The sequence below is a fragment of the Streptomyces sp. CA-250714 genome, from assembly GCF_050936705.1.
Classification (GTDB): Bacteria; Actinomycetota; Actinomycetes; order Streptomycetales; family Streptomycetaceae; genus Streptomyces.
In genome coordinates, this window is record NZ_JBNJMI010000002.1 from 2,778,853 (window position 1) to 2,802,845 (window position 23,993).

Annotated in this window: 16 protein-coding genes and 2 pseudogenes; 9 read left to right on the forward strand and 9 right to left on the reverse strand. The window is 71.6% G+C overall.

Annotation, left to right across the window (positions count from 1 at the left end):
• Positions 1 to 66: 66 nt before the first annotated feature.
• Together ACQEU8_RS31345 and ACQEU8_RS31350 are read right to left on the reverse strand one after the other, a co-directional pair.
• Positions 67 to 1,866 carry a DEAD/DEAH box helicase gene (locus ACQEU8_RS31345; protein ID WP_433107065.1) on the reverse strand — a complete coding sequence of 600 codons (1,800 nt, stop codon included), beginning with the start codon at positions 1,864 to 1,866 and terminating at the stop codon, positions 67 to 69.
• 149 nt (positions 1,867 to 2,015) lie between these two features.
• Positions 2,016 to 2,603 (reverse strand): hypothetical protein, encoded by a 588-nt coding sequence (locus ACQEU8_RS31350; RefSeq protein ID WP_433107067.1) that lies wholly within the window; start codon positions 2,601 to 2,603, stop codon positions 2,016 to 2,018.
• 412 nt (positions 2,604 to 3,015) lie between these two features.
• Here ACQEU8_RS31350 and ACQEU8_RS31355 point away from each other — a divergent pair, with 412 nt between their 5' ends.
• The 6 genes and pseudogenes from ACQEU8_RS31355 (at position 3,016) to ACQEU8_RS31380 (ending at position 10,369) form a co-directional block, all read left to right on the forward strand.
• Positions 3,016 to 4,497 carry an FG-GAP and VCBS repeat-containing protein gene (locus ACQEU8_RS31355; RefSeq protein ID WP_433107069.1) on the forward strand — a complete coding sequence of 494 codons (1,482 nt, stop codon included), beginning with the start codon at positions 3,016 to 3,018 and terminating at the stop codon, positions 4,495 to 4,497.
• Between the two features lie 295 nt (positions 4,498 to 4,792).
• Positions 4,793 to 5,902, forward strand: a pseudogene (locus tag ACQEU8_RS31360) (N-acetylmuramoyl-L-alanine amidase); the annotation flags it as partial.
• Between the two features lie 107 nt (positions 5,903 to 6,009).
• Positions 6,010 to 7,575: an MFS transporter gene (locus ACQEU8_RS31365; RefSeq protein ID WP_433107071.1), complete on the forward strand. Its 1,566-nt coding sequence runs from the start codon at positions 6,010 to 6,012 to the stop codon at positions 7,573 to 7,575.
• Positions 7,576 to 7,634: 59 nt separating this feature from the next.
• The gene (locus tag ACQEU8_RS31370) at positions 7,635 to 8,540 is read left to right on the forward strand and encodes a LysR family transcriptional regulator (RefSeq protein WP_433107073.1); all 906 of its coding nucleotides are present in this window, start codon (positions 7,635 to 7,637) and stop codon (positions 8,538 to 8,540) included.
• 87 nt (positions 8,541 to 8,627) lie between these two features.
• A complete protein-coding gene (locus tag ACQEU8_RS31375; protein ID WP_433107075.1) occupies positions 8,628 to 9,200 on the forward strand; it encodes a cysteine dioxygenase in 573 nt (190 codons plus the stop codon).
• Positions 9,200 to 10,369, forward strand: coding sequence for a YeiH family protein (locus ACQEU8_RS31380; RefSeq protein WP_433107077.1), 1,170 nt, complete (start codon positions 9,200 to 9,202; stop codon positions 10,367 to 10,369). The genes ACQEU8_RS31375 and ACQEU8_RS31380 overlap by 1 nt, the downstream gene beginning before the upstream one ends.
• A 532-nt stretch (positions 10,370 to 10,901) precedes the next feature.
• Here ACQEU8_RS31380 and ACQEU8_RS31385 read toward each other — a convergent pair.
• The 7 genes and pseudogenes from ACQEU8_RS31385 to ACQEU8_RS31415 all read right to left on the reverse strand — a co-directional run bounded on the left by ACQEU8_RS31385 (position 10,902) and on the right by ACQEU8_RS31415 (position 21,576).
• Positions 10,902 to 13,247 (reverse strand): xanthine dehydrogenase family protein molybdopterin-binding subunit, encoded by a 2,346-nt coding sequence (locus ACQEU8_RS31385; RefSeq protein ID WP_433107079.1) that lies wholly within the window; start codon positions 13,245 to 13,247, stop codon positions 10,902 to 10,904.
• A 57-nt stretch (positions 13,248 to 13,304) separates the two neighbouring features.
• The gene (locus ACQEU8_RS31390; protein WP_433107081.1) at positions 13,305 to 15,755 is read right to left on the reverse strand and encodes a 2Fe-2S iron-sulfur cluster-binding protein; all 2,451 of its coding nucleotides are present in this window, start codon (positions 15,753 to 15,755) and stop codon (positions 13,305 to 13,307) included.
• Entirely contained in the window at positions 15,752 to 16,624 is an 873-nt protein-coding gene (locus tag ACQEU8_RS31395; protein ID WP_433107083.1) for an FAD binding domain-containing protein, read from the reverse strand. The genes ACQEU8_RS31390 and ACQEU8_RS31395 overlap by 4 nt, the downstream gene beginning before the upstream one ends.
• Positions 16,625 to 16,875: 251 nt before the next feature.
• Positions 16,876 to 18,483 carry a beta-N-acetylhexosaminidase gene (locus tag ACQEU8_RS31400; protein WP_433107085.1) on the reverse strand — a complete coding sequence of 536 codons (1,608 nt, stop codon included), beginning with the start codon at positions 18,481 to 18,483 and terminating at the stop codon, positions 16,876 to 16,878.
• 48 nt (positions 18,484 to 18,531) lie between these two features.
• The gene (locus ACQEU8_RS31405) at positions 18,532 to 19,377 is read right to left on the reverse strand and encodes a carbohydrate ABC transporter permease (RefSeq protein WP_433107087.1); all 846 of its coding nucleotides are present in this window, start codon (positions 19,375 to 19,377) and stop codon (positions 18,532 to 18,534) included.
• A 20-nt stretch (positions 19,378 to 19,397) separates the two neighbouring features.
• Positions 19,398 to 20,320 (reverse strand): annotated as a pseudogene (locus ACQEU8_RS31410) (carbohydrate ABC transporter permease).
• Positions 20,317 to 21,576 (reverse strand): extracellular solute-binding protein, encoded by a 1,260-nt coding sequence (locus tag ACQEU8_RS31415; RefSeq protein WP_433108860.1) that lies wholly within the window; start codon positions 21,574 to 21,576, stop codon positions 20,317 to 20,319. The pseudogene ACQEU8_RS31410 and the gene ACQEU8_RS31415 overlap by 4 nt, the downstream one beginning before the upstream one ends.
• Positions 21,577 to 21,894: 318 nt before the next feature.
• Between ACQEU8_RS31415 and ACQEU8_RS31420 the strand changes: the two genes are divergently transcribed.
• The 3 genes from ACQEU8_RS31420 to ACQEU8_RS31430 are packed head-to-tail and all read left to right on the forward strand — an operon-like array spanning position 21,895 to position 23,955.
• A complete protein-coding gene (locus ACQEU8_RS31420; protein WP_433107089.1) occupies positions 21,895 to 22,512 on the forward strand; it encodes a cysteine hydrolase family protein in 618 nt (205 codons plus the stop codon).
• Positions 22,509 to 23,426 (forward strand): GlxA family transcriptional regulator, encoded by a 918-nt coding sequence (locus ACQEU8_RS31425; RefSeq protein ID WP_433107091.1) that lies wholly within the window; start codon positions 22,509 to 22,511, stop codon positions 23,424 to 23,426. Before ACQEU8_RS31420 ends, ACQEU8_RS31425 begins: the two co-directional genes overlap by 4 nt.
• Before the next feature lie 4 nt (positions 23,427 to 23,430).
• Positions 23,431 to 23,955 carry a hypothetical protein gene (locus tag ACQEU8_RS31430; RefSeq protein ID WP_433107093.1) on the forward strand — a complete coding sequence of 175 codons (525 nt, stop codon included), beginning with the start codon at positions 23,431 to 23,433 and terminating at the stop codon, positions 23,953 to 23,955.
• Positions 23,956 to 23,993 lie beyond the last annotated feature (38 nt).

The following is a 23,993-nucleotide window of genomic DNA, read 5'->3' on the forward strand; positions in this document are numbered from 1 at the left end:
AGCCGAAAACGGCGAGGGAGGAGTTTTGACAACTGCCACCAAACCCGTGCAAATTGCCGAATGCGGCTACTTCATGCGGGTGGCCCACTCCCTTACTTTCGCGATGCGGGCCTCGATCTGGCTCACGGTCGCCTCCGCACTGGGCGGCCCCCCGCAGACCCGGCGGAGTTCGTTGTGCACCACTCCGTGCGGCTTGCCGCTCTGGTGCACGTAGGCACCCACCAGGCTGTTCAGCTGCTTGCGCTTCTCCAGCAGTTCCTTGTGGGTGACCACGGGACGCTTTTCCGCCGGGATCTCCAGCAGGTCGGCTTCGCTGTCCGGCTTCTTCCTGCTGTGCGCGATCTGCCGGGCCTGCCGCTTCTGGAGCAGCAGTTGCACCTGGTCGGGCTCCAGCAGTCCGGGAATGCCGAGGTAGTCCTGCTCCTCCTCGCTGCCCGGGTGCGCCTGCATTCCGAACTCGGCGCCGTCGTACATCACCCGGTCGAAGACCGCGTCCGACTCCAGCGCCTCGAAGGGCAGCTGGTCCTGCTCGCCGGTGTCCTCGTCCTTCTCCTGCTCGGCCTCCTTGAGCAGGTCCGCCTCCTCGGCGTACGGGTCGTCCTCGTTGCCCTTCTTCGGCTTGTCGAGGACGTGGTCGCGCTCGACCTCCATCTCGTTGGCGAAGGTCAGCAGCGTGGGGATCGTCGGCAGGAAGACGGAGGCCGTCTCACCGCGCCGCCTTGAGCGCACGAAGCGGCCGACGGCCTGCGCGAAGAACAGCGGCGTGGAGACGGTGGTCGCATACACCCCGACGGCCAGCCGGGGCACGTCCACGCCCTCGGAGACCATCCGCACGGCGACCATCCAGCGCTCGTCGTTGTTGCGGAAGTCCTCGATGCGCTGCGAGGCGCCGGTGTCGTCGGAGAGCACGACGGTCGGTCCGGTGCCGGTGATCTCGCGGAGCAGCTTGGCGTAGGCGCGGGCCGAGTCCTGGTCGGAGGCGATGACCAGGCCGCCCGCGTCGTGCACCGATTTGCGGACCTCCGTCAGCCGGTGGTCGGCGGCGCGCAGTACGGCGGGCATCCACTCGCCGCGCGGATCCAGCGCCGTACGCCAGGCCTGGGAGATGGCGTCCTTGGTCATCGGCTCGCCGAGCCGGGCCTCGATCTCGTCCCCGGCCTTGGTGCGCCAGCGCATGTTGCCGCCGTAGGAGAGGAAGATGACGGGCCGCACCACGCCGTTGGCGAGCGCGTCACCGTATCCGTAGGTGTAGTCGGCGACGGACCGCCTGATGCCCTCGCCGTCCTCGGCGTACTCCACGAACGGGATCGGGTTGGTGTCCGAGCGGAAGGGCGTACCGGTCAGCGCGAGGCGCCGGGTGGCGGGCTCGAACGCCTCCTGGCAGGCCTCGCCCCAGGAGCGGCTGTCGCCCGCGTGGTGGATCTCGTCCAGGATGACGAGGGTCTTGCGCTGCTCCACGCGGTTGCGGTGCAGCATCGGCCGTACGCCCACGCCCGCGTAGGTGACGGCGACCCCCTGGTACTCCTTGCTCAGCGGGCCCGCGCTGTAGTCCGGGTCCAGCTTGATCCCGACCCGGGCCGCCGCCTCGGCCCACTGCTTCTTCAGATGCTCGGTCGGCGCGACGACGGTGACCTGCTGCACGACGTGATGGTGCAGCAGCCACGACGCCAGGGTGAGGGCGAACGTCGTCTTGCCCGCGCCCGGCGTCGCGACTGCGAGGAAGTCGCGCGGCTGCCGCTCCAGGTACGCGTCCATCGCCGCCTGCTGCCAGGCCCGCAGCTTGCTGGCCGTGCCCCAGGGGGCGCGGCCCGGGAAGGCCGGCGACAGATGGTGGTTGCTGCTGGGGGTGGTGGGAGTGGTAGTCACGGTCTCCGGTGCGACGGGGTCAGGTACGGCGACGGCCGACCGCGGTCGGCGGCCGGCCGGGCACAGCCTCGGCAACCCTACCGGTGGCCCCGCGCGTCCGGATCAGCCCGGGGACGGACCCTGGGCGCTGTGACCAACATCCCCCCGGATCACTGGGGTCGGGTGCGTACGAAGCGGTCGGGCTGGCCGCTGTTCCATTGGAGCGTCAGCTTCTGACCGCCTTCGCCGAGTACGGCCCGCCCGTTCTCGGGCTTGCCCCCGCAACTGCTGCTGATCTGCATACTGCTGTTGATCGTCCCGGAGCAGCTCTTGCCGCCGCTGGCCGCCGCGGTGACGGTGAAGGAGGTTCCGTTGACGGTCATGGTGATGGCCTTGCCCCGGATGAGGAACGGGTAGTACCAGCTTCCCTGCACGCTGGCGGGCGCCGCGGCACCGCCGCCCGACGACCCGCCGGTGGACCCCGAGCCGTTGCTGGGGCGGGGAGCGGGCGCCTTGGAGGTCGGCTTGGCCGCGGTGGGCTTCGGCTTGGCCGAGGGCTTCGCCGAGGGGCTCGCGGATTTGCCGGCGGAAGGCTTGGCGCTGGGCGACGCGGAGTCCTTGTGGGGGCTCGCGCTGCTCTTCTGCTTCGGCTTGTCGGCCGCTGCTGGATTCTTGCCGTCTTCCTCGCCGCCACAGCCGGTAAGGGTGAGGGCCAGCGCCGCGACAGCGCCGACGACGAGTGAAGTTTTTCCCCGCACGAGAATTCCTGTCATATCCGGTGGCCGCCCCGGAAAGAGACGGCTTTCGCGAAACGAAAGTGCCCGGGGAGTTTGCCACGGCGAGCATGCGAAATCATCGGCACTCGGAACATTTCCTACGGATTATTTCGACTGAACTCCGGGTGAGGAGAACCCGAGCGACTGCGGGTGAGGAGAAACGGAGTGCGGGGCACCGGCTGCCGGGGCGGCGCTGAACCGCCGGCAGGCCGGCCGCGTACTGACAAGAGACACCGCGGGTTCACCTTGTTCCCGCCGCGAGGACAACCCTTCTCCCACCTCGTGGGTCTCACGGTCGTAAGGCCAACGCACCGGTCCCAGTCCGTCCCCGCAGGCCCAACGTCCGCTCACCGCAAGGCCGCTGAGGACCGGGGCGCCACACACAGGAGGATGAGTGCGTCACCACGCAGAAGCCACCCCCATCACCACTGCGACCGCCACGGCCGCCCGCGTCATCGGGATGACGGCCGTACTGCTGGCAGGATCCGCCGTCGTCGCCGGTCAGGCGCACGCGGAGCCGGGCAGGACCCCCGGCGCCGCCGCGATATCGGGCAGTGCCGCCGCGCCGAAGGCCGACTTCAACGGGGACGGGTACGCCGACACCGTCGCGGGCGCGCCCAAGGCCACCGTCGCGGGCAAGGAGTACGCGGGCTACCTGACCGTGGCCTACGGCTCCGCCAAGGGCGCGAGCACCACGCACCGGCAGCTCTTCAGCGCCAACTCCGCCGGGGTCCCCGGCGATCCGGAGGCCTACGGCAACTTCGGTGGCAGCACGGCCGCCCGCGACTTCGACGGTGACGGCGTCGCCGATCTGGCCGTCAGCGGCAACAAGGGCGTCGTCGTGCTGTGGGGCGAGAAGGGCAAGGGCCTCACCAGCGCCACCCAGCTGACCGAGGGCGGCCATGACGGCGACCTCGTCGCGGGGGACTTCAACGGCGACAAGAAGCCCGACCTCGCCCTGGGCAGCGGCGACTTCGACGACAAGGGCCTGAAGGTGCTGTACGGCGGCTTCACCCGGGACGGCAAGGCCGCCAAGGTCGCCGAGTACGCGACCGGGCACGAGTTCGGGCCGACGTCGCTGGCGGCGGGCGACATCACGGGTGACGGCGTCGACGATGTCTTCACCACGCACGCGTTCGAGGAGATGTCCGAGAGCAGCGAGTTCTTCAAGGGCACCAAGGACGGGCTCACCGACAAGCCGCAGCACGTGACCGACGCGGAGAGCGGCGTCATCGCCGACGTCGACAAGGACGGCTACGGCGACCTGGTGATCCGTACCGTCCCGGGCGGCGTCGTGGAGAACCTGCCGTACGACCACGGCACCGTCAAGGTGCTCTACGGCACCAAGGACGGCCCCAGCACCAGCCGCACCGCCACCCTCACCCAGAACAGCGCGGCCGTGCCCGGCACCAACGAGGAGGGTGACGAGTTCGGCAAGGCCCTCTCGGCCGGTGACGTCAACGGTGACGGCTACGCGGACATCGCCGTCGGCGCGCCGGGCGAGGACATCGGCAGCGGCGCCGCGGGCAAGGACGCCGGCGCCGTCGTCCAGCTCCTCGGCGGCAAGAACGGGCTGACCGGCACCGGTGCGAAGAACTGGGACCAGGGCAGCGCGGGCGTGCCCGGCGCCGTCGAGGCCAAGGACGGCTTCGGTTCGGCCCTGACCATGGGCGACACGGACAAGGACGGCCGGGACGATCTGGCCGTCGGCGCCCCCGGTGAGGACGGCGCCAGTACGGCTGTCGACGCGGGTGCGGTCTGGGTGCTGCGGGGTGCCTCCGGCGGTTTGACGGCTGAGGGCGTTGTCTCGTACGGGCCCAAGACGCTGGGTGCGCCGGAGAAGGGGTCTCAGCTGGGGAGTGCCTTCTTGCGCTGAGTGCGTTTCGTCGGAGCTCTTTTTGGCCGGCGCCGCTGTGGTGGAGCTCTACCACAGCGGCGTCGGCTTTTCGCCGTTGGAGCTTCGCGGATTGCCCGCGTGCGCGTTCGTGGTGGTTCCTCGCGCCCCTTCGGGGGGCGCACCAACTCTGCGGTGCAGACCTACTTCTGACGGTGCGTCAAGTTATAGGTGAGGTCAACTGTGAGGTGAGGGACGGGCGTTGTCATGGCCAAACCACGTCTGTACTGTGACGCCCCAGGCGCCTGAGCTCCATCCCCCCACCACAGGAGCAGTCATGCCTTCACAGACACATGCCCGCAGATCAAGCAAGCGCACCAAGGTAACTGTCGCCGTCACCCTGGGCACGGCGCTCGCCTCCGGCGCACTGTTCGCCGGTGTCCAGTCGGCGACGGCGGGGCCGAGCGAGAAGCCCTCGATGAACGAGTCGTTCGACTCCGCCGCCGAGAAGTACGACGTACCCCGCGATGTGCTGGCCGCCGTCGGCTATGGGGAGACCCACTTCGACGGCCACAATGGCAAGCCCAGCCAGGCGCACGGCTTCGGCGTGATGCACCTGGTCAGCAACCCGTCCCGGCACACGCTCGAACAGGCGGCCAAGATCACCGGCAAGTCCGAATCGGAGCTGCGCAAGGACACCGACGCCAACATCCACGGCGGTGCCGCCGTGCTGCGCGCCTACGCCGACAAGCTCGGACTGAGCGCGGCCGAGCGCGACGACGTGGACAAGTGGTACCCGGCCGTCGCCGACTACAGCGGCGCCAAGGGTGTCACGGCGCGGATGTACGCCGACAGCGTCTACGAGTTCCTGAAGGAGGGTGTCCGCGGCACCTCGCCGGACGGCGAGCGCATCAAGGTCACCGGCCGCAGCGTCCACCCCGACAAGAGCAAGGTGGACGCGTCCGGGGTGGGCGCGAAGGCCCCGGGCTACCCCGGCGCGAAGTGGGTGCCGGCCAACAGCGCCAACTACCGAGAGGGGCGCAGCGCGAAGGTCGACAAGATCGTCGTCCATGTGACGCAGGGCTCGTACGCGGGCACCATCAACTGGTTCCAGAACCCGTCGGCCAAGGTCAGCGCCCACTACGTGGTGCGTTCCAAGGACGGGGAGGTCACCCAGATGGTGAAGAACGTGGACACCGCGTACCACGTCGGAAACGCGAACCCCTCCACGCTGGGCATCGAGCACGAGGGGTACGTCGACGACGCCTCCTGGTTCACCGACTCGATGTACCGCTCCTCGGCGAAGCTGACCCGCCACCTGGCCAAGCTGCACAACGTGCCGCTCGACCGCAAGCACATAGTCGGCCACGTCGAGGTCCCCGGGAACGACCACACCGACCCCGGTAAGCACTGGAACTGGGACAAGTACATGAAGCTGGTCAAGGGCTGACGCCCGGAAGGACGTGAGCACCTCATGACCTAGGACCAACGGCCGAGCCGTCCCAGCAACCACGGTAGGTGTCGCCCAGACGGGTGGCACTTACCGTGGTTGTCATGGCAGCGACCGGGATCCCCCAGCCCGAAGGACCGTCGGCACCCGGCGAGGAGTCCGTACTCAGCAGCGCGTACCGGCCGCTGACGTTCGGCATCGTCTCCGTGGTCCTCCTCATAGCCTTCGAGGCGACCGCGGTCGGTACGGCGATGCCGCTGGCCGCCGACGAACTGAACGGCATCTCCCTCTACGCGTACGCCTTCTCCGCGTTCTTCACCACGTCCGTCGTCGGCATGGTCACCTCGGGCCAGTGGTGCGACCGGAGAGGCCCACTGCCCCCGCTGGCCACCGGCATCGCGCTGTTCGCCGGTGGCCTTGTGCTGTCCGGCACCGCCATGGCCATGTGGGTCTTCGTACTGGGCCGCGCCGTGCAGGGCGTCGGCGGCGGGCTGGTGATCGTCGCGCTGTATGTGACGGTCAGCCGCGCCTTCCCGGAACGGCTGCGGCCCACGGTGATGGCCGCGTTCGCCGCGTCCTGGGTGGTCCCCTCCATCGTCGGCCCGCTGATATCCGGCACCGTCACCGAACACCTCGGCTGGCGCTGGGTCTTCCTCGGGATACCGGTACTCGTGGTGCTGCCGCTGCTGGTGATGCTGCCACCGCTCAAGCGCCGGGCCTCCGGGCCGCCGGAGGGTGCTGCCGAGTCCGCCGAGCCGGCCGACTCCGCCGGCGAGAAGGGGAAGGCGGACCGGGGCGGGCGGCGGATCCGGCTCGCGGTCGCCGTCGCGCTGGGTGCCGGACTGCTCCAGTACGCCAGCCAGGACCTGCGCTGGCTCGCGCTGCTGCCCGCCGCCGCTGGGGTCACCCTGCTGGTGTTCGCGCTGCGGGTGCTGCTTCCTCGCGGGACCATACGGGCAGCGCGCGGGCTGCCCGCCGTGGTGCTGCTGCGCGGCATGGCGGCGGGCTCCTACGTCGTCGCCGAGAGCTTCGTCCCGCTGATGCTGGTGACCCAGCGCGGGCTGTCGGTCACCCTGGCGGGGCTCACCCTCGCCGCCGGGGGCGCGACATGGGCGCTGGGCTCCTTCACCCAGTCGCGGGCCCGCCTGGAGCCGCACCGGGAACGGCTCATCCGGGTCGGCATGGCGCTGGTCGCCCTCGCCATCGGCTACACACCGCTGGTGCTGGTGGAGTCGGTGCCGGTGTGGACGCTCGCCCTCGCCATGGGGATCGGCTGCTTCGGCATGGGGCTGATCATCTCCTCGCTGAGCGTGCTGCTGCTGGGGCTCTCGGCGCCCGAGGAGGCCGGACGCAACTCCGCCGCGCTCCAGTTGAGCGACGGGCTGTCCAATGTGCTGCTGCTCGCCCTGACCGGTGCCCTCTTCGCCGCGCTCGGCGGTGGCTCCGTCACCGTCGTGGGGGAGGCGGGCGGCGCCACTGGTGCGGGCGCCGGGGCGGACGGCGCACAGCCCGCAGCGTTCACGGCCGTGTACGCCGCCTCGGCCGTCGTCGCGCTCGCGGGCGTATGGGTGGCGGGACGGCTGCGCCCGGAGCCGGGAGCCGACGAACCGGCCGCAGCTGCGGAACCCGACACGGCAGCGACTGCTGAGGCAGCAGTGAAAGCAGAGTGATCCAGAAGCAGCACCCCGCCGACTGCCATGTGACCCCAAATTCTGCTTATGGTTCTGCCATGTTCGACTCGCGGCACATCCAGACCTTCCACGAAGTGGTGCGCGCGGGCTCCTACTCCGCCGCGGCCCGCGCACTGGGCTACACCCAACCAGCGATCACCCAGCAGATGAAGGCGCTGGAGCGCTCCGTCGGCACCCCGCTGTTCATCCGCGTCGGCCGCCGGATGCGGCTCACCGAGGCCGGGGAGGCGCTGGCCCGGCACTCCGAGGTGATCCTGGAGAGCATCAGCACGGCCCGGCAGCAGATGGAGTCCCTCACCAGGCTGCGCGCCGGAAAGGTCACCGTCTGCGCCTTCCCCAGCGCGGGCGCCACCCTGGTGCCCGAGGCCCTCGCCGAACTGGCCGCCGCGCACCCCGGCATCCGGGTCGGGCTCCAGGAGGACGAGCCGCCCGAGTCGCTGCGCCGGGTGGTGCGCGGCGAGTGCGACATCACCCTCGCCTTCACCTATCCCGGCCTGCGCGAACAGGTGCCCGAGGAGCTGGTGGAGATCCCGCTGCTGGAGGACCAGCTCACCGTGCTGCTGCCGACGGGGCATCCGATGGCGCGGCGGCGCGCCGTGCAGCTGCGGGAACTGGCGGACGAACGGTGGATCGCGGGCTGTCTGCGCTGCCGGGCCAACTTCCTGCACGAGTGCGCCGAGTTGGGCTTCGCCCCCGAGATCGCCTTCACCACCGACGACAACCTGGTGGTGCAGAGCCTGGTCGCGGAGGGCCTGGGCGTCGCCATGGTGCCGGGCCTCGTCCTCTCCTTCCTCGTCCACAAGAAGGTGACCGGCCGCGCCCTCGACCCCGCCTCCCGCCGCCAGGTCTCGGCGTACGTACTGCGCGAGCACCTGGAGATACCGGCGACGGCCCGCGTCCTGGAGGCGCTGCGCGGAGCCGCGGAGCGCCGAGTGGGCTGCTGAGACCGGCCCCCACCCATAAGCAGAACTGAGAGCGCCCCCAACGAACCGTCGTTGGACGTGATAGGTGACCGCCGCGACGCTGCCCGTATGACAGCGACGACGACCACTCCTTCCGCCGCGAGGACGACGGGGCGTATGCGCGCCCTCATCGAGGACGTGCGCGAGGCCGTCAGCAGGGGGCTGCCGCCGGACGTCACCGCCTACCTGGTCGGCGAGAAGCTGGCACCGCACCTGGGCGCCGACGATCTGCTGACCGGCGCACAGTGCGAGCCCGACCCCGAGCGCTACCGCCAGCACGTGCTGCACGCCGAGAGCGACGGCAGCTTCTCCCTCGTCGCCCTGGTGTGGCTGCCCGGCCAGGGCACCTCCGTGCACGACCACGTCTCCTGGTGCGTCACCGGCGTCCACCAGGGCGAGGAACACGAGCGCCGCTACCGGCTGCTGCCCGCCGAGGCCGGCAGCGGCACCGCGCGGCTCGTCGCCACCGAGGACGTGGTCAACCCGCTGGGCGCGGTATGCGGCTTCGCGCCCCCCGGCGACATCCACCGCGTGTGGAACGGCTGCGACGACGTGGCCGTCTCCCTGCACATCTACGGAGCGGACATCTCCCGCCTCGGCAGCAGCGTCCGCCGCGTGTACGACCTCCCGGCCGACGCCTGATGGCCCTGCTGGGGGACCGCACGCGGACCCCGCGGGGGGCGTCCGCCGCCACCTCTTCGCGGAAGCGCTTTGCGCGGGGGTCTTTTGCGCGGGAGCACTCTGCTCCGGAGCCGCCTGTACGGACGGCTTCCGTACGGGAGCCGTCCGTACGGGAGCCTTCGGTGGGGAAGTCGTCCGTGCGGAGGGCGAGTCGGTTGCCCGGGCTGGCGCTCGCCGCGATTGGGGTGGCTGCGGCGTCATCGGTGCATCTGCTGCTGCCTGCCGTACCGATGCTGACGGCGGCGGTGGTGCTCGGCATCGCTGCCGCGCACCTCCCCGGGCTGCGTGGACTCGTACGCGGGGCCGCGCGTCCCGGGCTGACGCTGGCGGGGAAGCGGCTGATGCGGCTCGGCATCGTGCTGCTCGGCCTGAAGCTCGCGCTGAGCGATGTGCTGGGGCTGGGGTGGGCGACGGTGGCCATGGTCGGCTGCGTCGTCGGCGCCACCTTCTTCGGCACCGTGTGGCTCGGCCGCAGGCTCGGGCTGCCCGGCGATCAGCCGGTACTCGTGGCGACCGGCTACTCGATCTGCGGGGCCTCCGCGATCGGAGCCATGAGCGACGTGCGGGGCAGCGAGGAGGAGGACGTCGCGACCTCGGTCGCGCTCGTGACGCTGTGCGGGACGTTGGCCATCGCCGTACTGCCCCTTCTCCAGGCCCCGTTGGGCCTCGACGCCGGGCAGTTCGGACGGTGGGTCGGCGCGGGGGTCCACGACGTGGGGCAGGTCGTCGCCACCGCCCAGACCGCCGGGCCCGAGGCGCTCGGCCAGGCCGTGCTGGTCAAACTTCTCCGCGTGCTGATGCTGGCGCCGCTCGTCGCGGCGATGGTGGTGACGGTGCGGCGGCGGAAGGGGGCCGCCGCCGTTGAGAAACGGCCGCCCCTGGTGCCGCTCTTTGTTGTGGGCTTTCTTGTCATGGTTGCCCTGCGGACGACTGGTTGGCTGTCGGGTGGGGTGCTTGATGGTGCCGCTCGGGTGCAGGAGGTTCTTTTGGCCGCCGCGTTGTTCGGGCTCGGTTGTGCGGTGCATTTGCCTTCGTTGACCCGCACCGGAGTGAGGGTTGCCGCCCTTGGGCTTTGCTCCTGGGTTGTCATCGCCGGTGCCGCGTATGGGGGTGTCCTCGCCACCACATGAGGGCTGCGCCATGTGAGGGCCCCCTGCTTGTGGGGGCACGCCTCCTTTCGTTTTCGGCTGCCGCCGACAGGTCGTGTCGGGGGGCTCCGCCCCCCAACGGCCCCCCGCTAGGTGGGCTTCGCCCCCCTAGGACCCCCCTTCCGCAACACGCCTAGCCATTGACGTAAGAGCAGCCCGTGCGAAAGAGCTGCCCTTTGTCTGCCCGTGGCGCCCATATCTGGGGTGGATGAGGGCACCCATGCTCCAACCCCAGATATGGGCGCCACCCGCAGCGAATAGTCCTGGAGCAGGGGCGGAGGTCGAATTGTCCAGAGGGAGGCATGGGGCCGGGGGGGCTCCTAGGGGGGCGGAGCCCCCGTAGCGGGGGGCAGTTGGGGGGCGGAGCCGCCCCAACGCCCGTCCGGCGAGGACCGGGGGTTTGGGGGCAGAGCCCCCAACACAGGGAGGGGGCCCCGGGGTGGGGCCCTCAACCCACCACCACCCCCACCCACCCCGGGCCCAAGATGAGGCCCTCAACCATTGGCGACGACCCTCACGTGGTGGTGACCGCCGCCTGGGGGCGGATCGGCATGCGGTTGACGGCCCTCCCAGTGGCGGCCCGCACAGCGCCGGCGACAGCGGAAGGCGTCACAACGACGGGCGCCGAAGAGGCGGCCTTGGCCCCAAACGGCGCCACAACGTCCCGTTCCTCGACCAGCTTGACGATACGGATATCGGGCGCGTCCAACGCCGTCGGCAAGGCGTAAGCCGTGAAATCGGGATGCCGCACAATGCCCTTGGCGACACGCAGATGCTCCGTGAGGGCGGTGCCGATGCCCTGGGTGACGCCCGCCTCCAGGCGGGCCCGCAACTGGCGCGGGTTGAGCACAGCGCCGACGTCCTGCGCCAGGGCGACCTCGACCACCCGCACCGACCCCAACTCGATGTCGACGTCCACAACGGCGCGTACGGCGGCGAACGCGAGGCCGACGAAGGCGTCGCCCTGCCCCCACTCGTCGAGCGGCTCGGTGGGATGGGGGCGGCACTGCGCGGTCGCCCACAGTTCCTTGCCCTCCAGCGCCTCGGCGACAGTCGTGGAGAGCACCCCGTCATAGGAGGTGATCTTGCCGTCGGCGATGGTCAGCAGCTCGGTGGACATCCCGAACTTGGCCGCGAGCGGCTGGAGGAGCTGCGTGCGCACCATCTTCGCGGCGCGCTCCACCGCGCCGCCCGACACCCAGGTGTGCCGCCCGCGCCCGCTGGCACCGGACGGCGGCTGGTCGGTGTCGACGGAGGCGACGTGCACCTCGTCGATGCCGAGGGTCTCCTGGACGATCTGCCGGGCCAGCGTGTCGAAGCCCTGCCCGGACTCGACGGCCGCGCACATCACCGTGGCGACGGGGCCGTTGACCTTGACCGTCGCGGTGGACACCTCGTCGGTGCCCTCGGCGCCGAGCATGTGCACCATGCCGAGCGCGTAGCCGACGCCCCGGCGCACCGCCGCGGGGTCGCCCGCTCCCTCGGGCCCGCCGGGCAGCAGCCAGTCCTCCTCGGGCGCGTCCTTGGGCAGCGGGGGCAGCGGCGCCTCGTGGACGGCGTCCAGCAGTTCGGCCACCGGCGCCGGGCAGGTGACGGTCTGGCCGGTGGGCAGCAGATCGCCGGTCGCCATCACATTGCGCCTGCGCACCTCGACCGGGTCGAGGCCGAGCCGCTCGGCGAGCTTGTCCATCTGGCCCTCGTACGCGGCGCACACCTGCATGGCGCCCTCGCCGCGGACATGTCCGGACGGCGGGTTGTTGGTCCGTACGACCCAGCCGTCGATCACCGCGTGCGGCACGACGTACGGGCCGCAGGCGAACGAGACCGCGGCGGCCAGCGCGTCGGACGAGGTGTCCGCGTACGCGCCGCCGTCCAGCAGGATCTGCGCCTCGACCTTGATCAGCCGGCCCTCGCCGTCCGCGTGGTGGCGGTAGCGCAGCAGGGTGGGATGGCGGTGTGCGTGTCCGAGGAAGGACTCCTCACGGTTCAGCGCGATCTTGACGGGGCAGCCGGTGCGCATGGCCAACAGGCCCAGGGGGACCTGGAGCGCCGCGTCCTCGCGGTCGCCCATGGCGCCGGGCACCCCGGTGACGACGATCTTGACCTGTTCGGTGGGCAGTCCGAAGCAGGCGGCGGCCAGATCTCGGTCGGTGTGCGGGTCGGTGGAGGCGGTGTAGATCTCCACACCGCCGTCCGGACGCGGCACGGCCAGCGCCGCCTCGGCGCCGATGGGTGCCGGGTCCTGCCGTCCGACGCGGTAGAGCCCTTCGACCACGACGTCGCCGGTCACATCCGGGTCGCCGTAGCGCAGCGGGATGTGGCGCAGCAGATTGCCGTCCGGGTGCAGCGGTTCGGCCTCGAACGACTTCTCCGGGTCGGTGACCGGCTCCAGCACCTCGTACTCGACGGCGATGGCTGCCGCGGCCAGCCGGGCGGTGTCCGGGTGGTCGGCTGCGACGGCGGCGATCGGCTCGCCGTAGTAGCGCACCACGTCGCGGGCGAACGCGGGCTGGTCGGCGATCTTGCGCCCGTGCGCGGAGTCCCCGGGTACGTCCTCGTGTGTGATGACCGCCCGGACGCCGGGCATCTTCGCGGCTTCCTCGGTGTCGATGGAGAGGATCCGCGCGTGCGGGTGCGGCGAGCGGTGCACCGCGGCCCACAGCAGCCCCTCGGCCCACAGGTCCGCGGCGTACGGGAAGGTGCCCTGCGCCTTGGCGTAGGAGTCGGTGGGCAGGACGGAGGCGCCCAGGCCGTGCGGCTCCGGCTCGCTGCGCGCGCCTGGCAGCGGGGCCGCCACAGCAGGGCCCGGCCCTCCCATGCCGGGTCCGGCGCCGGTGTGACCGTCAGCCGATTCCGTCATGCCGCCGCCTTTCTGTGCTTGCGTGCGCGGGGCGCGCTGCTGCGGGAGCCGCGCGCATCAGGACTCGCCGCCGTTCTCGGAGTGCCGGGTCTGGTGCGGGATGTGCGCGCCATAGGTGCCGTCGTCGTATGTGCCGTGGTCGTACGTGCCGTTGGTGCTGTAGGCCCCGGGGGCTTCGGGGGGGTGGGGCTGTGCCGCCGGGTCGTAGTCGTAACCGCCGCCCTGCGGACCGCCGTAGCCGTCGGGTGCGTAGCCAGCTTGTTCGTAGGGGACACCGCCGTAGGGCGCGGCCTCCTCGTACCCGCCGGGCGGGTAACCGCCGCCCTGCTCGTAGGCGCCGGGCTGCTGTTCGTACGCCCCGGGCTGCTGCTCGTAGGCGCCCGGCTGCTGCTCGTACCCGCCGTGGCCGTAACCGGTCTGCGGGTCGAAGCCCCCCTGGCCGTAGTCGACGTGGCCTGACGGTTGCTGGTCGGTGGCGGCGCGCGCCTCCGCCTGTGCTTCCGCCTCGGCGGCCTCGCGCTCGGCGTGGGCGGTGCGCTGTTCGACGACCGTACGGACCGCGTCCAGCACCCCGCGGTAGCCGGAGCACCGGCACAGGTTGCCGCTGATCGCCTTGCGGGTCTCCAACTCGGTGGGCGCGTGGTTGCCCTCCAGCAGGTCGTGCACGGTCATCGCGAGCCCCGGTACGCAGAACCCGCACTGCACCGACCCGCTCTCGGCGAGCGCGCACTGCACATCGGAGGGGGTGCCGTCGGCGGACAGCCCCTCGACGGTGCGTACTTCGCTCCCGGCGGCAGTGGCGGCGGGCACCAGGCACGCGGCCACCAGCCGCCCGTCCACCTGCACCGAGCAGGCCCCGCACTCCCCCTGCGAGCAGCCGTCCTTGGCTCCGGCCAGCCCCAGCCGCTCGCGGAGCACGTACAGCAGCGACTCCCCGATCCACGCGCTGGCGACCGGGCGGTCGACGCCGTTGACCCGCAGGACGTACGAGACGTGCGGGTGTTCGTCCTCCGTGTCGACGGCTTCGGGCAGCGGGACTGCGTCGGTGTTCCCTTCGGCGTCGGTCTCGGGGGCGGGCTCGGTGGCCGCGTCGGTCCCGGACTCCGTACCGGCGTCGGTACCGGGTCCGGCGTCGTCGGCGGCCTGCCCCGGCTGCTCGGCCGGTTCCGTCTCGCCGGTCTCGGTGTCGGCGGGGGCACCGGCGTCCGGCCCCTGGTCCGGCTGCGCGGCGGCGGGTGCGGGTTCCGTCGGCTGCGGTGCCGGGGTGGCGTCGGCCAGGGAGGTCACCTCGGAGTCCGCGGTGCTCTCGGGCCCGGCGGGCGGGGCGGGCGGCTCGCTGGCGACGATCCCGGCCTCGGCCGGTGCTGCGGACTGCTGTGGCTCGTCCTGGCCGGGGCCGGGCCGGTCGGCGGTGGGCGCGCCGGGGAAGCCGTAGGCGGGTGCCGGGACGCCTTCGAACGGCCGGTCGGCACCGCCCGGTTCTTGCGCGGGCAACGGTCCTGGTCCGGGGCCTGCCGTGTCAGGGGCGCTGCCGGGAGCCGTACCGTCCCAGTGCGGTGCCGAGGCCGGCGAGGAGGGCGCCCAGGCGCGCGCGGGCTCCCTCTCCTGCACGCCGGGCTCCGGCGCAGCGGGGGCGGACGAAGCGAGTGAACCCGGCGCGGACTGCGCGGGCTTCTCGTCGGTGTGCGCCGCGCGGGCCACGCCGGTGCCGAGCGGGCGGCGGCCGGTACGGGCCTCGTGCGAGCCCGCCAGCGCGGCGGCGGCACCCTGGCCGAGCCCGGCGGATCCGGCGGCCGGGGCGGAACCGTCCGGCCCGCCGGCGGCACCGTGACCGCCCTGACCGCCCAGCGTGTCCTGCACGTTCTGCACGCCCTGGCCGCCCAGCGTGTCCTGCACGCCCTGGCCGTGCTCCGGCGCTCCGCCGCCGTTCCCGTCCCCGGGCTGCTCGTACCCCCAGGAGTGACCGGCGTGTCCTGGCTGTCCGTACGGTCCGGGCTGTCCGCCCTGCTGCGCGGCCCCGGCAACACCCTGCTCGCCGTGCTGCGGTGCGAACGGCATCACCCAGTGCCCGGAGGCTCCACCGGCCGCGGGACCGGCGTCCACCGCGGGCGGCAGCGCGCCCGAGGAGGCGTCGCCGTGCGTGCCGGACGGGGACGAACCGGACGGGGACGAGGGGTCGATGGGCGGCGGGGTGTATCCCCCCTGGCCCGTACCGGGTGCGGCCAGCGGCACGTCCTCGGCGAAGTCGAAACCGCCGCTGGGCAGCTGGACGAATGCGGTGGCGTCCGCGTCGTACTCGCCGCCGCCCCAACTCCGCGGCACATGCTGCCCATGTGGGGCATAGGGATCGTTGCCGTACCGTTCGGCGCCGCCCGCACCGTTCCCGTACTCGTCTGTGTCCGTGTGCGCGTTCACGTGTCCGTGCGGGTCCGCACCCGCGTGCGGGCCCGCGCCCCCGTTCCGGTTTCCGTTCCCGTTGCCGTGTGGTGCCTGTGGTGTGCCGCTCATGCGAGAGCCCTCCCGAGTCCTCGGCGGGCCAGTGTCGCCACGGTACGCCGCAAGTGCAGCGCCGCGGGCGGAAGCTGGGGTACGGCACCGGGAGTGCCGTCGGGGCCCTCCTCGGGAGCCGGGTCCGGGATGCACGCCATCGCGACGTACTCCCCGAAAGCGGACAGCGCCTCGGGCGCCAGTGACCGTGCCCCGTCCCAGTCGATGAGCGAGGCGATCCACTGCTCGGCCTCCAGCGGGCGCAGCGGCATCGGCGCGACGGCGCCCACCGCGCAGCGCACCCCGCGCCGCATCGGGTCGAGTACGACGGCGACGGATGCCAGCGCGCGGCTCGGCCCGGTGCGGCTGGTGGCTTTGAGGAACGTCTGCGGCGCGTGCAGCAGCGGCACCTTCACATAGCCCACGACCTCGCTGGGCTGCAGCATGTCCATCCCCGCGAGCAGATGGCTGACCGGCAGCTCGCGGTGCGACCCCTCCGGGCCCGCGATGGAGAGCGTGGCCTCCAGCGCGGCCAGCACGGGCAGCGCGTCCCCGGTGGGTGAGGCGCTGACGATGTTGCCGCCGAGCGTCCCGGCGTTCCGGATCTGCGGGGGGCCCGCGGCGCGGGCCGCGGCGGCGAGCGCCGGGATGAGCGCGGCGAAGTCGGGGCGGCCCATCCGCGCGTGGGTCAGCCCGGCGCCGAGCACGGCGTACCCGTCCTGGTACGACCAGCCGCGGATCTCGCTGATCCGGCCGAGGCCGACGAGCGCGGCGGGGCGGAGCTGGCCCGAGTTGACGTCGGCCATCAGATCGGTGCCGCCGGCGACCGGCACGGCGGCCGGTACGGCGGAGAGCGCCGAGACGGCCTCGTCCAGGGTGGTCGGCAGCATGACAGCAGGGGGCACAGCCTGCGCGGCTCGTTCGCCGTCTGGTGCATGCCGTACGTGCGTGCTCAACCTGCTGCCCCTTCCCCGACATACCGGGCTCCCGGCTGCACTGCCGTACGGTACGTGCTCACAGCCCGGACGAGGCAACTCTGGCATATCTCGGCCCGCGCCCGACACGAGGGCCAGGGATGGGCCGTTTCGCACCATTTGGCCGGGCGTCGGCGAGCGGGACACCGGGAGCCGAGGCTTCTCCCTCACTCCAGTGGGCGCCCCGGAATCCCGGGCCGCCGCTGCCAGGGGCGCGGCCCCGACGGGGGGCGGTACTCGACGCCGAGGGCTTCGAGGCGGGGCAGATGCGCCCTCTCCAGGCGCTCCGCGAAGTCGTCCCAGTCCCCGCCGGGACCGGTCCAGGCGACCTCCGCGACGGCCGCGAGTCGCGGAAACAGCTGGTAGTCGACGCGCTGCGAACTCTCCGTGCACTCGGTCCACATGTTCGCCTGCACGCCCAGCACCCGCCCTTCGCAACCGGCCTCGATGAGCCGCGCGGGCACCGGCCGCATCTCGTACACGTCCCGCAGCGAGGCGACGTACCCCAGCGGCACCGGCTCGTCCTCCCCGGGTGCCTGCCGCCGGTCGAGGTACAGCTCGTGCTCGGGACACATCACCACATCGTGGCCCGCCTCGGCGGCGGCGACTCCCCCCTCGTACCCCCGCCAGGAGGAGACGACGGCTCCTGGGGTGAGGCCGCCGTCGAGGGTGCCGCCCTGCAGGATCTCGTCCCAGCCGGCCATCCGCCGCCCGCGCCCGGCGAGCCAGCGGTCGAAGTGCCGCACCATCCACGCCTGGAGGGCGTCCTCGTCCCGCAGCCCTTCGCGGGCCATCCGCGCCTGTGCGACAGCGGAGGCCCGCCACTGGTCCTTCGGCGTCTCGTCGCCGCCGATATGGACGAAGGGGGACGGGAAGACGTCCAGCACCTCCTCCAGCACCTGCTCGTAGAAGCGCAGGACCTCGTCCGTGGGGGCGAGCAGATGCGGGCTGACGCCCCAGTCGGTCCACACCTCCAGCGCGGCCATGTCGACAGCGTCCGTGGTGCCCAGTTCCGGGTAGGCGGCGATGGCGGCCTGCGAGTGGCCGGGGAGTTCGATCTCCGGTACGACGGTGATGTGCCGTTCGGCGGCGTACGCCACGATTTCGCGGAGATCGTCCTGGGTGTAGTAGCCGCCGTGCGGGCGTTCGTCCCACAGCGGGGAGGCGCGGTGGCCGACCCGGGTGCGGCGCCGCCACGCGCCGACCTCGGTGAGCCGGGGGAAGCGGTGGATCTCCATCCGCCAGCCCTGGTCGTCGGTCAGATGCAGCTGGAGGACGTTCAGTTTGTGCGCGGCGAGCAGGTCCAGGATGCGCAGCACTCCGTCCTTGGGCATGAAGTGCCGCGCCACATCGAGCAGCAGACCGCGCCAGGCGAACCGCGGGGCGTCCTGGACCCGGCCGGGCGCGATCCGCCACTCGCGCGCGGGCCCCGCGCGCCGGAACGCCGCAGGCGGCAGCGCCTGACGCAGCGTCTGTACGCCCCAGAACACCCCCGCGGCGTCCCCGCCCACGACCAGGGCGCGTTCAGCGGTGACGTCCAGCCGGTAGGACTCGGCGCCGAGTTCACCGTCCAGCCGGAGCTCCAGGGTGTTGTGCGGTTCTCCCTCCCCGTCGTGGAACGGCAGCACGGACCGGCCGCGCAGCCATCGGGCGACCCCCCGCGCTCCGGCTCCGGCGACGAGCGCGGTACCGCTCCCCCATACGAAGGGCGGTCCGTCACCCTCCCGTTCCTCACGGGCACGCGGCACGAGCCCCGCCCAGCCGATGGTTGACATGACCGGTCCTCCTTGTACTTCACGGCTCCGTGTTGCTACACGGCTCCGTTACTTCACGGCTCCGCCGAGTCCGGAGACCAGGCGGCGGTGTACGCAGACGAAAAAGACGAGCACGGGCACCGTCATCACCGTGGAGGCGGCCATCACGCCGCCCCAGTCGGGGGTTTCGGTGTCGAAGAAGACGAGCAGCGCCATCGGCAGTGTGGAGTTCTCCGTCGCGCTGATGATGAACGACTTGGCGAACAGGAAGTCGTTCCAGGTGGAGATGAAGGAGAACACACTCGTGGCGACGAGCCCGGGGAAGACGAGGGGAAACAGGATCTGCCACAGAAAACGCGTCCGGCTCGCCCCGTCGATGAACGCCTGCTCCTCCAGGGCTTCGGGGACCGCCTTCACAAAGCCGCGCAGCATCCAGACGGCGAACGGCAGCGAGAAGGCCAGCTGCGGAAGGACGAGGGAGAAGAGGGTGTTGAGGGCACCGATGTCCCGCATCAGGAAGAACAGCGGAATGGTCAGAGCCTCGACGGGCACCATCTGCGCGATCAGGAAGAGCATCAGCAGCGTGGTCCGCAGCCGGAACCTGAAGCGCGTGACGGCTGTCGCGGCGAGGAACGCGAGCAGCGCCGAGGCGACCACCACGGCACCCGCCACCAGCAGACTGTTGAGAAAGTAGCGCCCGAAATCCTGCTGGCCGAACACCCGCCGGAAAGCGTCGAGTGAGGGTGCGAGCGTCCACGGAACGGGCCGGTCCGAGCGGATCTCCCCGGCCGGTTTGAAGGCAGAGAGCACCATCCAGTAGAGCGGAAAGGCGACGAGGGCGGCAATGAGGAGGGCGGCGCCGTCGGCCGCGTACCGTCCCGGTCTCCGTGCCCGTACCCGGGTTCCCGGCGCCATGCTCAACTCTCCGCCCCGGCTCATATCTCTCCCCCGTTTCTGCGCAGCAGTTTGAGATGGACCAGCGTGACGGCCAGCAGAATCAGCAGCATGACGACGCCGATTGCCGCGCCGAGGCTGTACTGGGAGGAGGCGAACGCCTTTTGGTAGGCGTAGACGTTCAGCACGAGGTTCTGATTGGCGATACCGCCGCCGCCCGTCATCACATAGATCTGGGTGAAAACCTTGAAGTCCCAGATGACGGACTGGATGGTCACCACAATCAGCACCGGGCGCAGCATCGGCGCCAGTACGCTGCGCCAGGTCCGCCAGGCTCCCGCGCCGTCCAGCGCGGCGGCCTCCAGCACCTCACCGGGCACGGCCCGGATTCCCGCGTATGTCACCACCATCACCAGCGGGAACGAGCACCACACGACTTCCAGGAAGACCAGCGTGAACGCGCTGTACCTCCCGTACGTCCAGGAGTGGTCGCCCAGTCCCAGCACCCGGTTGACGGGACCGAAGTCCGGGTCGAAGAGGAACACCCACACGGTCGACCCGGTGATCGCGGGCGTCGCCCAGGCACCGAGCGCCGCCAGCATCAGCAGCAGCCGGGAGGCGGGCCGGATCCGGGTGAGCAGTACGGCCAGCCCGCAGCCGACGGTCACCGTGCCGAGCACACAGGCGGCGGCGAACACCACCGTCGCCAGCAGCACGTTCCAGAACTCCCGGTCGCCCAGCAGCTCGGCGTAGTTCCCCAGGCCCTGGAAGCTGGTCGGCTCCCCGCCGCTGACCTGGGCCTGGGTGTACTCCAGTAGGGAGATCAGCCCGAGCTGGTAGACGGGGGGACGAGCAGCCCGGCCAGCACGACGAGGGTGGGCGCGAGGTACAGCCAGGGCGTCCACCCGCCGTGCCCGACGGGGCGGGGGCGGCTGCGGGGACGCACTCCGGTCCCGGCCCTCACTCCGCGAACGCCTTGTCCATCTTCTTCGCGGCGTCGGCGGCGGCCCCGACCACGTCCTGCTTGCCGCTGACGATCCGCTGGAACATTCCCGGCAGGATCAGCGAGGCGTCGATACGCGCCCATGCCGGGCTGGTGGGCACGAACTCCGTACCGGCCTCCAGCGTCGCGACGAACGGCTTCACGAACGGTTCCCGCGCGGCGGCCCGCTTTCTGGTGTCACGGAAGGTCGGCAGAAAGCCCATGGCGTCGAACAGCCGCTCCTGGGTGCGCTTGCCCGCCAGCTCCTTCATCAGCTCCACGGCGAGACTGCGGTGCCGGCTGCTGCTGAGGACGCCGATGTTGTTGCCGCCCGCGAAGGCGGGAGCGATGCTGCCCCGCTCGACACCGGGCAGCGGGACGACGGCGTACTTGCCCTTGACCGCACCGTCCTCCATGGCCTGCCGGTTGAAGTCGCCGCCGATGGCCATACCGGCCTTTCCGCCCGCGAACGCCTCCACCGTCTGGTTGCCGCCCATCGCCGCGCACTTGGCGGCCGGGCAGTTGTGGTCGCCGAAGAGGGAGGTGTACGCCTTGATGCCCTTCCTGGCGCGGGCGCCTGCGAGGGCGGCCTCGAACTTCCCGTTGCCGCCCTCCTTCGCCGGCTGTCCGCCGTGCGCCCAGATGAAGGGCAGCGCCGCGTAGGTGTAGGCGCCGCCGACGGCGAGGCCGTACATGTCCTCGCGCCCGGCGCGGATCCTCTCGGCCGTGGCGGCCAGTTCACGGAGGGTGCGGGGCGGCTCGAGACCGAGATCCTTGAAGACGTCGGTGCGGTAGTAGAGGGCGCGGACGCCGACGAAGAGCGGAGCGCCGTACTGCTTGCCCCGTACCGTGACGGACCGCTTGGCGGTGGGGTCGAGATCGGCGGTGGCGTCCCATGCGTCGAACTCGGCGCTGACGTCGGCCAGTCCGCCGTCGGCGACATATCCGGCGGTGTCGGTGTTGCCGTACTCGATGACATCCGGCGCGGAGTCCGGGTCGTTGAACGCGCCCTTGATCTTCTCGGCCCGGCTGTCGACGGGGATGTACTGCACGGCGACGCGCACCCCCGGGTGCTGCTTCTCGAACCGGTCGGTCACGCCCTGGACGACCTTCTCCTTGGGCTTGTTGCCGACTTCGCGGAACAGCCAGACCCGTACCGTCCCGGTCTTCTTGTCCTGGCCGCCGCCCTTCCCGCCGGAGGTGCTGGGTGCGCAGCCGGCCATCGCGACCGCCACCATCCCCAGCGCCAGGAGAGGGGCGAGGAGGCGCGGTACCCGCTGCCCGCCCTTGCCGGAGTTGCCGACTTCGATGCCGCCTGCGCGCTTGACCTTGACGACCTTCACAACGAGACCCCCAAGCACGGGTGTTGCAACATACGCAACTGACGTTTCGCGCTGCACAACCTGTGCGTGAGGCTACGAGGCAGGCACCTGCCGGGGCAATAGGTCTGTACCAACGCGCAGGGCCCGGGGGGCTACCCGGCTGACCAGATCGTTCCGCCACGAGCCCCGATCGTGTCTGTCGGCAGCGCCTTGCCGCTGGCCAGACTGACGGGCATGAACAGAGCGCTGCTTGTCATCGATGTCCAGGAATCCTTCCGGGCCCGCCCGGCCTCCTGGGCCACCATCGCCAACCAGGACATCGCCGAACCGGTCAACAGGCTGGTCCGGCTCGCCCGCGCCGCCGGGGACCTCGTCGTCTGGATCCTGCACACCGAGCCCGGCTCGGGCGGCGTCTTCGACCCGGAACAGGGTCACGTACGGCTGCTGCCCGAACTCGACCAACCTCTCCCCGGCGAGCCAGTGCTCCGTAAGACCTCGCACAACGCGTTCACCACCACCAACCTCCAGCAGCTGCTGACGGAGGCGGGCGTCACCGAGCTCGTCGTCAGCGGTATCCGCACCGAGCAGTGCGTCGAGACCACCACCCGGATCGGCAGCGACCTCGGCTACCGCGTCGCCTTCCCCGTCGACGCCACCACCACGAACCCCGTCGGCGGACTGAGCGCCGAGGACATCGTCGAACGGACGGTGGCGGTGCTCCGCGACCGCTTCGCGCGGATCACTTCGGTGGCGGAGCTGGAGGGGGAGCGGTCGGCGGTTGCTCCGGAGGGAGAGCAGTCGGCATCCGAGCTGGAGGGCGAGCCGACGCGCCTGGCACCATCCACGGCGTGACCCACGTCGTTCTCGTCCTCACCCCGGGCGTCCATCTCCTCGACCTCGCCGGTCCCGCCCAGGTCTTCAGCACCGCGGCGGGGCTCGGTCGGCCCTACCGGCTCAGCTATGTCGGCGAGCGCGAGCGGATAGACAGCGCGCAGGGGCTGCCGTTGAGCGCCGGGACCGAGTGGCCGCGGGACCTGGGCCGGGACGACCTGCTCGTGGTACCGGGCTGGCGCTCCCCGCGCCCGTTGCTGCCTCCCCCCTTCACCCCGGAGACCCTCTCCCGCATCGCCGCCCACCACGCCGCGGGCGGCACGGTCGCCAGCGTCTGCTCGGGCGCGCAGGCACTCGGCGAGGCGGGGCTGCTGGACGGCCGCCGCTGCACCACGCACCACGAGCTCCAGGACGAACTCGCCCGCCGCTTCCCACGGGCGAAGGTGATCCGGGATGTGCTCTTCACCACCGACGACCGGGTCATCACCTCCGCGGGCATCGCCAGCGGCATCGACCTGGCCCTGCATCTGCTGGCCGTACGGCACGGCCCGGCGCAGGCCGCGCAAGTGGCGCGCAACATGGTCGTCTACGCCCGCCGCAACGGCGACGAGCCGCAGGCCAGCGCCGTACTGCGGTACCGCTCGCACCTCAACGACACCGTGCACCGGGTCCAGGACATCATCGACGCCCGCTTCGCCGAACCCCTCACCCTGGATCAACTGGCCGCCACCGCGGGCGTCAGCGCCCGCACCCTGACCCGGCTCTTCACCAACGCCACCGGCGGCCTGACGCCCCTCCGCTATCAGCAGACCCTGCGCCTGGAACGCGCCGAGCACCTCATCGCCCACGGCGCCACCACCGAATCCGCCGCCCACGAGGTCGGCTTCACCGACCCCCGCATGCTCCGCCGCCTCCGCTCCCGCGCCCTACCCTGACGCGGTGACCATACGGAGCTACCGCTATGTGGGCCCCGCCGACCTCGCAGCCCACGCCGGCGCCGCGACCATGGGCCACGCCATCCACACCGCCTCCGACTTCGCCTCCTGGGCCGCCCGCCGCACAGCAGCGGAATTCGCCGAACCCTTCACCTTCGTCGTCGACTTGACCGGCCTGCTCCGCCTCGCACCCCGCCGCACCGAACACGTCGCCTGCGCGGGCGGCGCGCGTGTCCTCGCCGCCGGCGAGATCGCCTTCGCCCACGACGCCGCCTCCCCGTCCGGCTGGCGGGTCACCGAGGTGACCAACCACTCCACCGGCTACTGCCCCGAACCCACCTGCTGGCCCGCGGTCTCCCGATCCCTCCACCGGGCAGCCCTCCCCCACCCCGCCTCCTTCACCCACGCCCTAACCTTCCGCCGCTGCGAGCACTGCCACCAGCCCAACATCGTCCGTGAAGACGACTGGTACTGCGCCTTCTGCGACACCGAACTCCCCCGCCACTGGAACGTGGACCCGAGCGCATAGCAGGTCAGGAGGGCTCAATGCGGCTCGCCACGAGGGCT

Bases quoted from the DNA above. Each gene is read 5' to 3' on its own strand.
- ACQEU8_RS31365 (WP_433107071.1), top strand. From the start codon at position 6,010: ATGGCAGCGACCGGGATCCCCCAGCCCGAAGGACCGTCGGCACCCGGC.
- ACQEU8_RS31370 (WP_433107073.1), top strand. From the start codon at position 7,635: ATGTTCGACTCGCGGCACATCCAGACCTTCCACGAAGTGGTGCGCGCG.
- ACQEU8_RS31375 (WP_433107075.1), top strand. From the start codon at position 8,628: ATGACAGCGACGACGACCACTCCTTCCGCCGCGAGGACGACGGGGCGT.
- ACQEU8_RS31380 (WP_433107077.1), top strand. From the start codon at position 9,200: ATGGCCCTGCTGGGGGACCGCACGCGGACCCCGCGGGGGGCGTCCGCC.
- ACQEU8_RS31385 (WP_433107079.1), bottom strand. From the start codon at position 13,247: ATGACGGAATCGGCTGACGGTCACACCGGCGCCGGACCCGGCATGGGA.
- ACQEU8_RS31390 (WP_433107081.1), bottom strand. From the start codon at position 15,755: ATGAGCGGCACACCACAGGCACCACACGGCAACGGGAACGGAAACCGG.
- ACQEU8_RS31395 (WP_433107083.1), bottom strand. From the start codon at position 16,624: ATGCTGCCGACCACCCTGGACGAGGCCGTCTCGGCGCTCTCCGCCGTA.
- ACQEU8_RS31400 (WP_433107085.1), bottom strand. From the start codon at position 18,483: ATGTCAACCATCGGCTGGGCGGGGCTCGTGCCGCGTGCCCGTGAGGAA.
- ACQEU8_RS31405 (WP_433107087.1), bottom strand. From the start codon at position 19,377: ATGGCGCCGGGAACCCGGGTACGGGCACGGAGACCGGGACGGTACGCG.
- ACQEU8_RS31415 (WP_433108860.1), bottom strand. From the start codon at position 21,576: ATGGTGGCGGTCGCGATGGCCGGCTGCGCACCCAGCACCTCCGGCGGG.
- ACQEU8_RS31420 (WP_433107089.1), top strand. From the start codon at position 21,895: ATGAACAGAGCGCTGCTTGTCATCGATGTCCAGGAATCCTTCCGGGCC.